The organism is Streptomyces sp. Da 82-17, assembly GCF_046098215.1.
Taxonomy (GTDB): domain Bacteria; phylum Actinomycetota; class Actinomycetes; order Streptomycetales; family Streptomycetaceae; genus Streptomyces.
This window is the reverse complement of the sequence record NZ_JBJURH010000003.1, coordinates 163,161-177,100: the sequence shown is the minus strand read 5'-3', so window position 1 is coordinate 177,100 and position 13,940 is coordinate 163,161. Positions and strand designations below refer to the sequence as shown.

The window sequence follows — 13,940 nt, the reverse complement described above, 5'->3', positions numbered from 1 at the left end:
CGGTGACCCGTTCCTGTCCGGTAATGTCTGGCTGCATGAATACGGGGAGTGACGAGCGCCACGAGGTGCAGCCGCCTGCCGAACCGGCCGCATCCGCCGAGGACGAGCAGGGGCTCGGGTCCAAGGCGCCACAGTTCATCCAGAGCCGCCGTGCCCTGCACCTCAGCTGGCAGGTCGGCGTCTTCGTCGTGGGCCTGGCCGTGGTGGTCGGCGGCATCATCATGCTTCCGCTGCCGGGGCCCGGCTGGGTCGTGATCTTCTGCGGCATGGCCATCTGGGCGACGGAGTTCGTGTGGGCGCAGCTCGTGCTGCGCTGGACCAAGCGCAAGGTGACCGAGGCGGCGCAGCGCGCACTCGATCCGAAGGTGCGGCGGCGGAACATCATCCTGACGTCGATCGGCCTGGTGATCATCGGCGTGCTGCTGGCCATCTACGTGTGGAAGTTCGGCATCGTCATGCCGTGGAAGATCGACGAGTAGGGGCGCTGCTCGCAGGTGTGGTCAAAGGCCCGTCTGAAGTGCGGTAATGTTCTCCGTGCGCCCGGGCGATTAGCTCAGTGGGAGAGCGCTTCGTTCACACCGAAGAGGTCACTGGTTCGAACCCAGTATCGCCCACCCGGCCGAAGGTCCGTGAGACATCTCGTCTCACGGACCTTCGTCGTTCCCGGGTGTCCGGGCGGGCCGTCAGTGCATCCGGCCCAGGGCGTCCCGCAGCCGTCGCGCGTCCCGCAGTCGCTGCTCGTACGTGGCGCCCACGCCGAGCAGGAGCAGTCCGGCCAGGGCCGGCGGGAGCCAGCGGGGGAGGGCGCCGACGACCTGGACCACGTACGGCGCGAGCTCGTGCGTCGCGACCAGGGCAAGGACCGTGCCGCCGAGGGCCAGCGGGGCCTGCAGGCGGTGGTGCGCGCCGAGCAGGGTGAGCGCGAGGGCCGCGGTGCCGAGGAGCAGCGGGCGCAGCCAGTGCGGGTCGCTCCACGCGGCGACCAGGCTCGGCAGCAGCGTGGCGGCGAGCCCGGGGCCGTACGCGGGCCAGGAGGACGCCTCGGGGTCGCGGCGGCGGCGCAGGTGCCCGAGGACGAGCGCGGGGAGCGTGACGGGCAGCGTGTACGCCTCCGGGGCCGTCACGTCCCACGCGGCCAGGCGCACCCAGCACGCCGCGGCGAACAGCGCTCCGGCGGCGTACGAGACCGGGCGGCGGTCGGGGCGCAGGGCCGTGGCCGTCGCGATGACGCCGGACAGCGCGAGGGTGAGCGCCAGGCTCGGCGCGTGGCCGGTGGAGAGCGCGACCGCGAGGCCGGCCGCCACGGCGCCGGAGATCTCCAGCGGCAGGGCGACGCGCAGGCCGCGCAGGCGGGCGGAGAGCAGCGCGGTCGCGGCGGGCACCGTGAGGACGACGAGGGCGACGCGGTGCGGCGCCAGGTCGAGCGCGGCCGGGACGGCGACGGCGAGGGCGGTGGCCCAGAGCGTCCCGGCGCAGGCGAGGACCGCCCGCCGGGCGCCGTCGGCGTGCAGTACGGCCGCGGCGGCGCACCCGGCGAGCAGCAGCGCGAACACCGTGAACGTGGCGGGCCGCGTGGCGAGGGACAGCACGGCCGAGCTTGCCGCCGAAATGAGCCCGCAGGCGAGCAGCACCGTCGCGAGGTGCGGGCGCGCGGCACGGGCCGGCCACGTGGCCGCCGCCACGGAGGCGAGGGCGAGCGCGGTGTGCGTGAACAGGGCGGCGGTGTACGGGAGTTGGATGGTCAGGGGGAGGGCGGTGAGGGCGGACCAGGCGAGGGCCGGGGCGGCGACGGCGGCCGTGACGCTCGCGGCCCGCAGCGCTTCGTCGGCCCGGGTGAGCCGGTGGGCGGCCCAGAGGGCGGCGGCGAGCGCGAGCAGCGTCACCGGGACGGCGGGGCCGGAGGTCAGCGGGGCGTCGACGTACACGGATCGCGGTGCGCCCGCCCAGGTGTCGTCCGCCAGGGGTGCGAGGCCCACGACGGCGAGGAACACGTTCGGCAGGGCCCAGAGCAGCGCGATGCCGACCGGTGCGGCCGCGGCTCCGGCCAGGCCGCGCCGTACGGGCAGCGGGAGGCCGGTGCGCAGGACGGTCAGCAGGGCGAGACCGCAGAGGAGATGGGCCGGGACCGTCCAGGCGGCGGGGGCCAGCGTGCGCAGGACGCCGCCGGTGGCGAGGAGGACGGCCAGGCCCGCGACGGCGGCGCAGGCCGTGGACAGCGGGGCGGGCGGGACGCGCAGCGCGGCGCCCAGGGCGATCGCGGCGGCGAGCAGGAGCAGGACGGCCGCGCGGGCGGCGTCGGCCGGGCCCGAGGCGGTCCAGGAGAGCGCGGTCGCCGTCAGCAGGGCGATGATCCAGAGCAGTGCGGCGCCGCCGCCGGCCGTGGCGCGGACGGAGGTCCGCTTGACCCGCAGGGCGAGGACCGCGTCGCCGGCGGCCGTGGCGAGCAGGGCGACGGTCAGCGCGTGCGCGCCCCCGTCGGCCGCCAACGTGCCGAGGAACAGCGGGAGTTGGGCCGCGACGACGGCGGCGGGCAGCGGCGCGTGCAGCCGGGGGAGGGCCGTGCCGTACACGGCCCACAGGGTGGCGAGCGCGGCCGACGCGACCGCCGTGTAGCCCGCGCCGTCCGCGTCCGGGACGGCGACGCGGTGCAGGGCGTACGCGTCGAGGACCGTGAGGACCAGGCCGAGCGCGGCCACCGCCTCCGCCGTGGCGCCGAGGCCGCGGCGGTGCAGCAGGACCGGCATGCCGAGCGCGGCGCACGTCACCGCGCCGAGCACCGCCGCGCGCCCGCCGATGCCCATGTGGCCCCAGCTGACCAGCGTGAACGCCAGCGCGGCGACGGTCAGCAGGAGGCCGCCGAGGACCAGCAGGACGTTCTGCACGCTCGGCGGCGACGACTCGGCCTGCGGTCGCGCGCCCCAGCCCTGCGGAGCCGCCGCGGGCATCGAGGGTCTCGGGAACGGTGCGGGCTGCGCGGCCGGCTGCTGCGCCAGGACCGACACCAGCCAGGCCCGGCGGGCCAGCAACTGGGTGCGGCGCGCCTCCAGTTGGCCCAGCTCGTGGTCCAGGATGCGCAGCTCTTCGGCCGGTGGCGGAATGGTGGTCATGGCTGCAGTGTGGGCCGCGTCACCGGCGCCGACATGGGTGCAGGTACTCAGTTCCAGGTGAGTACCCGCCGAGCGTCGCGGAAGCCGCCGTGCGTCGCGCAGACTCGGACCATGGACTGGTGCCACTACCGCTTCCGCAGCGTCTGGAACGTGCCCGCGTCCCCCGAGGCGGTCTTCGCGGTGCTTGAGAACGCGGAGGAGTACCCGCTGTGGTGGCGGCAGGTGCGCGAGGTGCGACAGCTCGACGAGCACTCCGGCCGCGTCCGCTTCCGCTCGGCCCTCCCGTACGACCTCGTCGTCACCGTGCGCGAAGTGCGCCGGGACCGGGACGCGCGGGTTCTGGAGGTCGGCATGACCGGGGACCTCGACGGCTGGGTGCGCTGGACCCTCACCCCGGCCGGCGGGGGCACGCGTGTCCTGTACGAGCAGGAGGTCGACGTGCGCCGCCCGCTGATGCGGTGGTTCGCGGTGCCGGGGCGGCCGGTGTTCCGGCTCAACCACGCGCTGATGATGCGCTCCGGGCAGCGGGGACTGATCGGGCATCTCGGTACGAGCTGAACTCCCGTCGGCCCCGGGCCCGGTCGTGCCCCGGTCCGGCGTGCTGATCCGGTTTGGAGGAGGGGCGCCCGGACCTGTATGGTTCAGTGCGTTCCCGGGCGATTAGCTCAGTGGGAGAGCGCTTCGTTCACACCGAAGAGGTCACTGGTTCGAACCCAGTATCGCCCACCGGGAAAGACCGGTCCGTCACAGACGGGCCGGTCTTTTTGCGCGCGCAGTGCTGTTCCTGTCGCACGACTGCTGCTTCTCTCGTACGACTCTCAGGCCGCCGCCGGGAGTTCCGGGCGCAGCGGCCAGGCCGGGTCGACGGCCTCCGGGGTGCCGTTGCGGGTGAACCAGGCCTGCAGGCCGCGCGCCTGCGCCGCGTGCCACACCGCCTGCAGCGCATGCAGCTCCGCCGGCGAGAGGCGTTCGAGGCGGGCCGCGAAACGGCGCCCCACCGCGCGTACGACCTCCAGTGCGGCGAGGGCGTCGGCCGCCGCGTCGTGGGCGTCCGTCAGCTCCACCTCGTACTGCGCGCACAGGTCCGTGAGGGTGCGGCGGCCCTTGCGGTAGCGGTCCAGGTGTTTGTCGAGGACCCGTGGGTCGAGGACGCACATCGGACGGCTGCCCAGGTAGTGCGGGAGCGACGACGCGCGGTGGCGGCGCAGCTCGCGGTCCAGGAGCGTCAGGTCGAACGGCGCGTTCATCACGACCAACGGCCGTCCCGCGGCGGTGAGATCGGCCAGCTCGCGGCCTATCTCCTCCATCACGGGCGCGGGCCAGCGGCCGGTGCGGTGCAGTTGATCCTCCGTCAGGCCGTGGATACGGGTGGCCTCCTCGGGGATCGGCACGCCCGGGTCGACCAGCCAGCGGGTCGCCCGCGCGCGGCCTCCGGGGGTGTCCTGGACGACGATCGCGGCCGACACGATGCGGTCGGTCTCCACGTCCACGCCCGTGGTCTCGGTGTCGAATGCGGCAAGTGGTCCCTCGTACCAGCACGTCATGGCGATCCAACTCCCTGTGTCCGCAGGGCAGTTCCGCGTACGGCCCGCCCGCCGCCCGCTGTGTCGCCGGTGGCGCCCCTCGGTGCCCGCGCCCCGCCTGTCTGCCCGAACTCGTGATACCCGGGCCGTTTGCCCGATACGCGCAGCGGTCACAACACAGGTGACGGGCCGGTGAGTTGGGCGGTCCGGGAGTGCGTCGCGCGCACTCCGCACGGCGTACGCCACGTACGCGGCCCCGACAACCCCCCGGCCCGGAAGGCTAGTTCGCCATGGCTCTCGCGCAGCCCGAACAGGGCGGGCTGCTGCCCGAGCGGATCGCACCGCTGCGCGGCACGCTCGCCACCACCGCCTGCATGGAGACCCTCCAGGTGGGCTATCTGCACGCCGTGGCGGCCGCCGCGGGATGCTCGCTCTCGCAGCCCTTTCCGGACAACGGCATCGACTGGCACGTCAGCCACAGCGCCCCCGGGCACACGGTCGACGACGAGGTCACCATCAAGGTGCAGCTCAAGTGCACCTACCAGCTCGCGCCCGAACCCCCGGGCCCCGCCTTCTCGTTCACGCTCGACAACGCGCACCTGGAGAAGCTGGCCCGCACGCCGGTCTCGGTGCACAAGATCCTGGTCGTGATGATCGTGCCCCGGTCCCGCGACGACTGGCTGCGCGCCGGGCACGACCGGCTCGACCTGCGGCACTGCTGCTACTGGACCAACCTGGCCGGGCACCCCGTGCGGGGCCGGCACAGGACGACGGTGCGGATCCCGACCTCGCGGATATTCGACGACAGGGCCCTCTGCGAGATCATGACGCGCGTCGGGACGGGAGGGAGACCTTGATGGACCGCCCAGAGACGCCCCGGCCCGGCCTGCACGGGCCCGGTGCGCACCGGCTCGACCGCCCCGGCGGCCCGGACCGGCCCGGTCAGGTCGACGAGCCCCCGCGCCCCCACCCCTTCGACGGCGCGCCGCCCGACCCGGACGCGGCCCGCGTGGACCCCGCCGTCCTCGGCGCCCTCCTCGACCGGCACGGCTGGCGGCGACGCGGCGGCGCGGCCGGCCGGTACACCCGCTGGACCCCGCCCGACGGCACCTCAGGGACCAGCCTCCTCGTCCCGGGCAGCCGCGCCTTCCCCGACAGCGACGACCTGCTCGGCGAGGCCCTGCTCGCGCTCGCCCGCAGCTCCGCACCCTCGGCGCGGGCCGTGCTCGTCGGCCTCGCGGTGCCCAGCGACGAGCTGACCTGGACCCGGGACGTGCCGCCGGGGCCCGCGGGCGCCGCCGCCTGGGGCGTGGAGGAGGGGCTGCGGAGCTCCGTGCGCCAGGTGCTGCTCGCCGGGGCCCTCGCTGTGCGCGACCGGGCCGGGTACTACGGGGCGCGGCACCGCAGGGCTGCTGCCGCTTCGCTCGCGAGTGTGCTGGTGGGGCCCGCGCAGGGCGGTCGGCGGCTCACCGCGTTCGTGCCGGCGGCTACGGGGCGCCCCCTCGCCGTACGACTGCACCACGCGCTGTGCGCCGCCCGCGAGGCCGTCGACTACCGCCGTGCCACGGGCGGCATGGAGGCCTTCGACACCGCCGTCGAGGCAGGCGTCAGCCACGAGTTGACCGAGGCCCTGGTGACGCTCGTCCGCGGTACGGAGGGCGCCTGCGTCGACCTCGCCTGGGCGCCCGCGGCCGGGGTGCCCGAGGGATGCGCGGCCCGGCCCGAACCGGTCGAGTTCTCGCCCGGCGACCTGCCGGTCCTGCGCGAGGCCTCGGTCCGCTACCGCCGCGCCGAGCCGTCCCTGCCCGTCCACATCACCGGAACCGTCGTACGCATGCGCCGGGCCGGGCCGCGGGGGAGCGGCACCGTACGGCTCAGGGTGATCGCGGGCGCGGACGTGCCGCACGTCCGGATGAGCCTCGACGAGGAGGCGTACCGGATCGCGGGGCACGCGCACCTCGTCGGGCTTCCGGTGCGCGTACGCGGCAGCCTCGAGAGCCGCGGCGGCTTCCGGCGGCTGACCGACGCCTCGGACGTGGTGCCGGTGCAGGTCGACGAGGCCGAGCGGGACCGGATGCTGAAGTCGCTGCAGGAGAACCTCGACTTCTTCGAGGAGGCCTGCGGCGGGGAGCTGGGGGACTGAGGGGCGCCCGAGTCGACGGTGCGGGTCCTCCGACGGGAGGCCCCCTCCGCAACCGTTTCGCGAACGCCTCCCTCGGCTCGGTACGATTCCTCTTGCGCCGCCGCAACAGGTTCGCGGCGCATCCACCTTCAGTCAGGAGAGACCGGTGTCAGACGTCCGTGTGATCATCCAACGCGATTCCGAGCGGGAAGAGCGCGTGGTGACGACGGGCACTACGGCCGCCGAACTCTTCCCCGGCGAGCGCACCGTCGTCGCCGCGCGCGTGGGCGGCGAGCTGAAGGACCTCGCGTACGAGCTGCGGGACGGCGAGGAGGTCGAGCCGGTCGAGATCTCCTCCGAGGACGGCCTCAACATCCTGCGCCACTCCACCGCGCACGTGATGGCGCAGGCCGTGCAGGAGCTCTTCCCCGAGGCCAAGCTGGGCATCGGCCCGCCGGTAAAGGACGGCTTCTACTACGACTTCGACGTGGCCGAGCCGTTCACGCCCGAGGACCTCAAGCGCATCGAGAAGAAGATGCAGGAGATCCAGAAGCGCGGCCAGCGGTTCTCCCGCCGCGTCGTCTCCGACGACGACGCCCGCGAGGAGCTCGCCGACGAGCCGTACAAGCTGGAGCTGATCGGACTCAAGGGCTCCGCCTCGCACGACGACGGCGCGGACGTCGAGGTCGGCGCCGGCGAGCTGACGATCTACGACAACCTGGACGCGAAGACCGGCGAGCTCTGCTGGAAGGACCTCTGCCGCGGCCCGCACCTGCCGACCACGCGCAACATCCCCGCGTTCAAGCTGATGCGGAACGCCGCCGCGTACTGGCGCGGCAGCGAGAAGAACCCGATGCTGCAGCGCATCTACGGCACCGCCTGGCCGTCCAAGGACGAGCTGAAGGCGCACCTCGACTTCCTCGCCGAGGCCGAGAAGCGCGACCACCGCCGCCTCGGCAACGAGCTGGACCTGTTCTCGATCCCCGAGCAGATCGGCTCCGGCCTCGCGGTCTTCCACCCCAAGGGCGGCATCGTCCGCCGCGTGATGGAGGACTACTCGCGCCGCCGCCACGAGGAGGAGGGCTACGAGTTCGTCTACACCCCGCACGCGACGAAGGGGAAGCTCTTCGAGACCTCGGGCCACCTGGACTGGTACGCCGACGGCATGTACCCGCCCATGCAGCTCGACGAGGGCGTGGACTACTACCTCAAGCCCATGAACTGCCCGATGCACAACCTGATCTTCGACGCGCGCGGCCGCTCGTACCGTGAACTGCCGCTGCGCCTCTTCGAGTTCGGGACGGTGTACCGGTACGAGAAGTCCGGCGTCGTGCACGGCCTGACCCGCGCCCGCGGCTTCACGCAGGACGACGCGCACATCTACTGCACCCGCGAGCAGATGGCGGACGAGCTCGACAAGACGCTCACCTTCGTCCTCGGCCTGCTCCGCGACTACGGCCTGAACGACTTCTACCTGGAGCTGTCCACCAAGGACCCGGAGAAGTACGTCGGCTCCGACGAGGCCTGGGAAGAGGCCACCGAGGTGCTCGCCCAGGTCGCCGAGAAGCAGGGCCTGCCGCTGGTCCCCGACCCGGGCGGCGCCGCGTTCTACGGCCCGAAGATCTCCGTCCAGGCGAAGGACGCCATCGGCCGGACCTGGCAGATGTCCACGGTCCAGCTGGACTTCAACCTGCCGGAGCGCTTCGACCTGGAGTACACGGGCCCGGACGGCTCCAAGCAGCGCCCGGTCATGATCCACCGCGCGCTGTTCGGCTCCATCGAGCGGTTCTTCGCCGTCCTCCTGGAGCACTACGCGGGCGCGTTCCCGGCGTGGCTCGCGCCGGTCCAGGCGACGGGCATCCCGATCGGCGACGCCCACGTCGAGTACCTGCAGGAGTTCGCCGCCAAGGCGAAGAAGCAGGGCCTGCGCGTCGAGGTGGACTCCTCCTCGGACCGGATGCAGAAGAAGATCCGCAACGCGCAGAAGGCCAAGGTGCCCTTCATGGTCATCGCGGGCGACGAGGACATGGCCGCCGGCGCCGTCTCCTTCCGCTACCGCGACGGCTCGCAGGAGAACGGCATCCCCGTCGACGAGGCCATCGCGAAGATCGCCAAGGTCGTGGAGGAGCGCACCCAGGTCTGATCCCGGGACTTTCTCCCGGACTCCGTCCTGGCTTCCTGTTCCTGGCTTCCTGGTTCCTTCCTGGTTTCTTCCGGGCTGATGCGTACGAGGCCCCGGAGCGCGGTGATCGCGGTCCGGGGCCTCTCCGTTGCCCCCGGCGGCGCACGCGGCGGCGGCTACGCCATATGCTGCACAGCATGACGAGTGAGCCGGAGCAGCAGAACGGAGTGGGGACGCAGGACGCGTTCCAGCGCCTGTGGACGCCCCACCGGATGGCGTACATCCAGGGCGAGAACAAGCCGACCGGCCCGGGAGCCGGCGACGGCTGTCCGTTCTGCTCGATTCCCGAGATGTCCGACGAGGACGGCCTGATCGTCGCACGCGGCAACCATGTGTTCGCGGTGCTCAACCTGTACCCGTACAACGGCGGGCACCTGATGGTCGTGCCCTACCGGCACGTGGCCGACTACACCGAGCTGACCTCCGCCGAGACCGTGGAGCTGGGCGAGCTCACCAAGCAGGCCATGGTCGCGCTGCGCACCGCCTCCGGCGCACACGGCTTCAACATCGGCATGAACCAGGGCAGCGCGGCCGGCGCCGGGATCGCCGCGCATCTGCACCAGCACATCGTGCCCCGCTGGGGCGGCGACACGAACTTCATGCCCGTCGTCGGCCACACGAAGGTGCTGCCCCAACTCCTCGGCGACACCCGCAAGATGCTCGCCGACGCCTGGCCCCGCGTCTGAGCCGTCCAGCCTTTCCGGTGCTTCTCGTGGTGCTCACGTTCACGTGCTGTCGTACGTGAACGTGAGCACCACAGCGCGTTCTACGGGCGCTTCGCTTCCACGGGCGATCCGCTTCCACGGGCGCTCCGCGCGGGCCGCCTACGCGTCGTACACGTCCGCCTTGGTGGGCGACGCCTCCTGGACGGCGCCGCTGAGGGTGAGCGAGCGGCTGGCGAAGCGCGTGGTGTCCACGCCGTTCTCCTCCAGGACCCGCATCGCCGCCGCGTGCACCACACGCAGCACCGGAGTCGCCGCGCGCAGCGCGTCGTCCGCCATGAAGCGGTGCCGCCACGGCTTGTCCGCCCAGGCGTGCCGCAGACCGAACGGCTCGGGCAGGGCGAGCTTGCCGCCGAGGAAGTCCAGGATCGGCGGGAACCAGGTGAACGGCGCACGAGCCGCGAGCCGCACCACCTCGTCCGAGTCGATGAGCGGCAGCTTCACCTCCCGCGTCTCCCAGAACTTCACCGTCTTCGAGACTTCCTTGGTCTTCGCCTTCGGCTTCGTCGTGAACAGGGAGTGCACCGGGCCGAGCGCGTGCCCCGTGACCTCGATGCGCAGCGTCTCGTGCAGCACCGTCACCGTGATCAGCATCGTGATCACCAACTGGCCGTCCCAGAGCCGGAACTGGACGCCCAGATAGTGCCGGTCGCCGCTGCCGAACTGCTGCTCGTTGCAGATCCGCTGTATCTCGTGCGGCTTGACCTGGAAGGCCTCCACGTCCGTGCCCGAGGGGCGGGCCACCTCCGTGGCGCCCTCGGCGACGGGGGAGACGATCCAGTGCCGTATCGACGGGGTGGGGAAACCGCCGGTGTGCAGCGGGCCGCGCTCCAGCATGCGCAGCTGGTCGTGGATCGCGCGCACCACGTCCCAGCTGCGGAACGGGTGGATCTCCGAACTCCCCGCCCGCGGAACGAGTTCCTCCGCCAGCTGCCAGCTGCCCCAGCGGGTGCCCATGCCGAGGATGCCCTTCGGGCCCGCGTAGAACACGGAGTTGGACTGCTGCTCCGCGGTGAGCTTGGCGAGGCCCTGGCGCAGCCGCTCGGCCGCCGTCTCGCCCGGCGAACCCGGCACTGCCTCGGGGATCTTGGCGCCGATGCCGCCGCCCGCGAGCAGGCTCTCCCACCGGCCGCGCAGATCCTGGGCCGTACGCTCACAGATCTGCTTGGCGAGCAGCCAGCCGATCACCGGGGCGATCACCATCGCCCGCAGATAGATCCCCCAGAAACCCGTGAACGGCAGCTTGATCAGGAACAGCACGGCGAGGCCGCACGCGGCGACCAGCAGGGCCGTGCCGAGCGCCTTCTTCTTGTCCTTGCTGTCGCCCAGGCTCTTCTTCACCTGGAAGATCAGCAGCCACAGCAGCAGCCCCGGCAGGAACACCACCCCGAACAGGACGGTCACAGCGGTGAGTCTGCTGTCCCGCTCCTTGCGGATGCGGGTGGCCGCCAGACAGTGCTCGACCACGGACTGCGGCTCGATGCCGAAGGACTGGATCAGCGGCTTGCGCGCTCCGCCCAGCATCCGCACCTGCACCGCGCGTGCGAAGGCCTCGCCGAGGTCCGGCTTGAAGAGCGACAACTTGCCTTTCTTCACCTCGGACTTGTGCCACTCGTTGTTCGCTTTGAGTATCTCGTCGACATCGCTGTCGCGGTACGCCGCCGACGCCAGGGCGTGCGTCGCCGCCGTCTCGCCCGCCGCGCCCGAGAGCGGGACCTGTGCCCCGGGCCTGAAATCGAAGGCCGTATCGATGCCGTCCGCCACTGCCGCCCCCATCGCCGCACTCACCGCCGCTCTGCGGCCCTTCCCGACTTCCTTACCCCGTACGGCCGTTGAGCGCACCGCCGGGCAGATCATCAATGTATCGGGGCGCACTGACATCCGTCAGGGGACGGCCGGAAGCCGCCCGTCCGCGCGCGGGCGGGGACGGGCGGCAGGCCCGCCGGCAGGCCGACGGGGTGTGGCCGGTCCGCCCGGTCAGTCCTCCTGCTCGGCCTCCTCGCGGAGCTTCGCCGCGATCGGCGCGGGCATCGGCTCGTGGCGGACGTAAGTACGGCTGAAACGGCCCGTTCCGTGCGCGAGCGAGCGCAGGTCCACCGCGTACCGGCCGATCTCGATCTCCGGCACCTCGGCCCGTACGAGCGTCCGGCCGCCGGGCGACTGCTCGGTGCCGACGACCCGGCCGCGCCGCCCCGACAGGTCGCTCATCACGGAACCGACGTACGCGTCCCCGACCAGCACCTGGACCTCCGCGACCGGTTCGAGGACATGGATCGGGACGTCCGCCGCGGCCTCGCGCAGGGCGAGCGCGCCGGCCGTCTGGAACGCGGCGTCGGACGAGTCCACGGAGTGCGCCTTGCCGTCGAGGAGCGTCACGCGCACGTCGACCAGCGGGTTGCCGCGGATCCCGCGCGCCGCCTGGGCGCGTACGCCCTTCTCCACGGACGGGATGAACTGCCGCGGCACGGCGCCGCCGACGACCTTGTCGACGAACTCCACGCCGCTGCCTCCCGGCAGGGGCTCGACCTCGATCTCGCAGATCGCGAACTGCCCGTGCCCGCCGGACTGTTTGACGTGCCGGCCGCGTCCCGCCGCCTTCGCGCCGAAGGTCTCGCGCAGGGCCACACGGTGCGGTACGACGTCGACCTGGACGCCGTAGCGGCTGCGCAGCCGTTCGAGGGCGACGTCCGCGTGGGCCTCGCCCAGGCACCAGAGGACGACCTGGTGGGTGTCCTGGTTCTGCTCCAGGCGCATCGTCGGGTCCTCGGCGACCAGGCGGGCCAGGCCCTGCGACAGCTTGTCCTCGTCCGGTTTGCTGTGCGCCCTGATCGCCAGCGGAAGCAGCGGGTCCGGCATGGACCAGGGCTCCATGAGGAGCGGGTCGTCCTTCGCCGAGAGCGTGTCCCCGGTCTCCGCGCGGTTCAGCTTCGCCACGCACGCGAGGTCGCCCGCGATGCACTGCATGAGCGTGCGCTGCTGTTTGCCGAACGGCGAGGTCAGCGCCCCGACGCGTTCGTCCACGTCGTGGTCCTCGTGCCCGCGGTCGGACAGCCCGTGGCCCGAGACGTGCACCGTGTCGTCGGCGCGCAGCGTCCCGGAGAACACCCGCACCAGCGAGATCCGGCCCACATACGGGTCGGACGACGTCTTCACGACCTCGGCCGCCAAGGGGCCGTCCGGGTCACAGGAGAGGGCCGCACGCGCGGTGCCGTCCGGCGTGGTCACGGCGGGGGCCTCGCGTTCCAGCGGCGTCGGGAAACCGCCCGTGATCAGCTCAAGCAGCTCGACCGTGCCGAGGCCCTGCCGTGCGCCCTCGGCGGCCGGCGCGGCGGCGAGCACCGGGTGGAAGACGCCCCGCGCGACCGCCCGCTCCAGGTCGTCCACCAAGGTCTTCTGGTCGATCTCCTCGCCGCCCAGATAGCGGTCCATGAGGGTCTCGTCCTCGCTCTCCGCGATGATCCCCTCGATGAGCCGGTTGCGGGCCTCCTCGATCCGTTTCTGCTGCTCGCCGTCCGGTTCGGACTCCTTCCGTTCGCCCGACGAGTAGTCGAAGACCCGCTGTGAGAGCAGCCCGACCAGGCCCGTCACCGGAGCGTGCCCGTCCGGGCCTTCTTCGCCGTACTGCGGCAGATACAGCGGGATCACGGCGTCCGGGTCGTCGCCGCCGAAGGTCTGCGCGCAGCTGCCCGTCATCGCGTCGTAGTCCGCGCGGGCCGCCTCCAGATGCGTGACGACGATGGCCCGCGGCATGCCCACCGCGGCGCACTCGTCCCACACCATCCGGGTCGCGCCGGTGATGCCCTCCGTGCCCTCGGCGGCCGAGACGACGAAGAGGGCCGCGTCCGCCGCGCGCAGACCGGCCCTCAACTCGCCGACGAAATCGGCGTATCCGGGGGTGTCGAGAAGGTTGATCTTGACGCCGTCCCATTCCACCGGAACCAGGGACAGCTGCACCGAGCGCTGCTGGCGGTGCTCGATCTCGTCGTAGTCGGAGACGGTGCCGCCGTCCTCCACGCGGCCCGCCCGGTTCACCACCCCCGCGGTCAGTGCGAGGGCCTCCACCAGAGTCGTCTTGCCGGAACCGCTGTGGCCGACCAGCACCACGTTCCGTACGGAGCGGGGGTGGTCGGCCGTGGGCGCCCTGCCGGCGGCCCCGGAATGTGCACCTGCTCTGTCGCCCATGCTGTGCCTCCCGAAGGCTCCCGATTTCTCGTACGTTTCTCGCACGATGAGGGGAGAGGGCGCGGACACGCTGGGAACCGCGTGTGCTGGCGGCTCCGGCGA

Annotated in this window: 10 protein-coding genes and 2 tRNA genes; 8 read left to right on the top strand and 4 right to left on the bottom strand. The window is 72.5% G+C overall.

The window, feature by feature from the left end:
• The first annotated feature begins 35 nt into the window (after positions 1–35).
• Together ACIDOF_RS06230 and ACIDOF_RS06225 are read left to right on the top strand one after the other, a co-directional pair.
• Complete coding sequence (locus ACIDOF_RS06230; protein WP_409004686.1) at positions 36–479, top strand: TIGR02611 family protein; 444 nt, start codon at positions 36–38, stop codon at positions 477–479.
• Positions 480–542: 63 nt separating this feature from the next.
• Positions 543–614 (top strand) — tRNA-Val (locus tag ACIDOF_RS06225).
• A gap of 69 nt (positions 615–683) precedes the next feature.
• Here the strand turns inward: ACIDOF_RS06225 and ACIDOF_RS06220 are convergent.
• Entirely contained in the window at positions 684–3,107 is a 2,424-nt protein-coding gene (locus ACIDOF_RS06220) for an SCO7613 C-terminal domain-containing membrane protein (RefSeq protein WP_409004685.1), read from the bottom strand.
• Positions 3,108–3,218: 111 nt separating this feature from the next.
• Between ACIDOF_RS06220 and ACIDOF_RS06215 the strand changes: the two genes are divergently transcribed.
• Entirely contained in the window at positions 3,219–3,665 is a 447-nt protein-coding gene (locus ACIDOF_RS06215; RefSeq protein WP_409004684.1) for an SRPBCC family protein, read from the top strand.
• A 96-nt stretch (positions 3,666–3,761) separates the two neighbouring features.
• Positions 3,762–3,833 (top strand) — tRNA-Val (locus ACIDOF_RS06210).
• Between the two features lie 92 nt (positions 3,834–3,925).
• On the opposite strand, the gene ACIDOF_RS06205 is transcribed toward ACIDOF_RS06210, so the two are convergent.
• A complete protein-coding gene (locus ACIDOF_RS06205) occupies positions 3,926–4,651 on the bottom strand; it encodes a 3'-5' exonuclease (protein ID WP_409004683.1) in 726 nt (241 codons plus the stop codon).
• A 269-nt stretch (positions 4,652–4,920) separates the two neighbouring features.
• Between ACIDOF_RS06205 and ACIDOF_RS06200 the strand changes: the two genes are divergently transcribed.
• The 4 genes from ACIDOF_RS06200 to ACIDOF_RS06185 all read left to right on the top strand — a co-directional run bounded on the left by ACIDOF_RS06200 (position 4,921) and on the right by ACIDOF_RS06185 (position 9,620).
• On the top strand, positions 4,921–5,487 hold the full coding sequence (locus ACIDOF_RS06200) for a DUF4365 domain-containing protein (protein ID WP_282546600.1): 567 nt from the start codon (positions 4,921–4,923) through the stop codon (positions 5,485–5,487).
• Positions 5,487–6,773: a hypothetical protein gene (locus ACIDOF_RS06195; RefSeq protein WP_409004682.1), complete on the top strand. Its 1,287-nt coding sequence runs from the start codon at positions 5,487–5,489 to the stop codon at positions 6,771–6,773. Before ACIDOF_RS06200 ends, ACIDOF_RS06195 begins: the two co-directional genes overlap by 1 nt.
• 145 nt (positions 6,774–6,918) lie before the next feature.
• Positions 6,919–8,895: a threonine--tRNA ligase gene (gene thrS, locus ACIDOF_RS06190; protein ID WP_409004681.1), complete on the top strand. Its 1,977-nt coding sequence runs from the start codon at positions 6,919–6,921 to the stop codon at positions 8,893–8,895.
• Positions 8,896–9,059: 164 nt separating this feature from the next.
• Positions 9,060–9,620, top strand: a complete 561-nt coding sequence (locus ACIDOF_RS06185) for an HIT family protein (RefSeq protein ID WP_409004680.1) — start codon at positions 9,060–9,062, stop codon at positions 9,618–9,620.
• A gap of 138 nt (positions 9,621–9,758) precedes the next feature.
• Here ACIDOF_RS06185 and ACIDOF_RS06180 read toward each other — a convergent pair whose 3' ends face one another.
• The gene (locus ACIDOF_RS06180) at positions 9,759–11,432 is read right to left on the bottom strand and encodes a hypothetical protein (RefSeq protein WP_409004679.1); all 1,674 of its coding nucleotides are present in this window, start codon (positions 11,430–11,432) and stop codon (positions 9,759–9,761) included.
• Positions 11,433–11,633: 201 nt separating this feature from the next.
• On the bottom strand, positions 11,634–13,838 hold the full coding sequence (locus tag ACIDOF_RS06175; RefSeq protein WP_409004678.1) for an elongation factor G-like protein EF-G2: 2,205 nt from the start codon (positions 13,836–13,838) through the stop codon (positions 11,634–11,636).
• Positions 13,839–13,940: the final 102 nt, after the last annotated feature.

Coding starts and splice junctions, on each gene's coding strand:
- ACIDOF_RS06230 (WP_409004686.1), top strand. CDS start 36: ATGAATACGGGGAGTGACGAGCGCCACGAGGTGCAGCCGCCTGCCGAA.
- ACIDOF_RS06220 (WP_409004685.1), bottom strand. CDS start 3,107: ATGACCACCATTCCGCCACCGGCCGAAGAGCTGCGCATCCTGGACCAC.
- ACIDOF_RS06215 (WP_409004684.1), top strand. CDS start 3,219: ATGGACTGGTGCCACTACCGCTTCCGCAGCGTCTGGAACGTGCCCGCG.
- ACIDOF_RS06205 (WP_409004683.1), bottom strand. CDS start 4,651: ATGACGTGCTGGTACGAGGGACCACTTGCCGCATTCGACACCGAGACC.
- ACIDOF_RS06200 (WP_282546600.1), top strand. CDS start 4,921: ATGGCTCTCGCGCAGCCCGAACAGGGCGGGCTGCTGCCCGAGCGGATC.
- ACIDOF_RS06195 (WP_409004682.1), top strand. CDS start 5,487: ATGGACCGCCCAGAGACGCCCCGGCCCGGCCTGCACGGGCCCGGTGCG.
- ACIDOF_RS06185 (WP_409004680.1), top strand. CDS start 9,060: ATGCTGCACAGCATGACGAGTGAGCCGGAGCAGCAGAACGGAGTGGGG.
- ACIDOF_RS06180 (WP_409004679.1), bottom strand. CDS start 11,432: ATGGGGGCGGCAGTGGCGGACGGCATCGATACGGCCTTCGATTTCAGG.
- ACIDOF_RS06175 (WP_409004678.1), bottom strand. CDS start 13,838: ATGGGCGACAGAGCAGGTGCACATTCCGGGGCCGCCGGCAGGGCGCCC.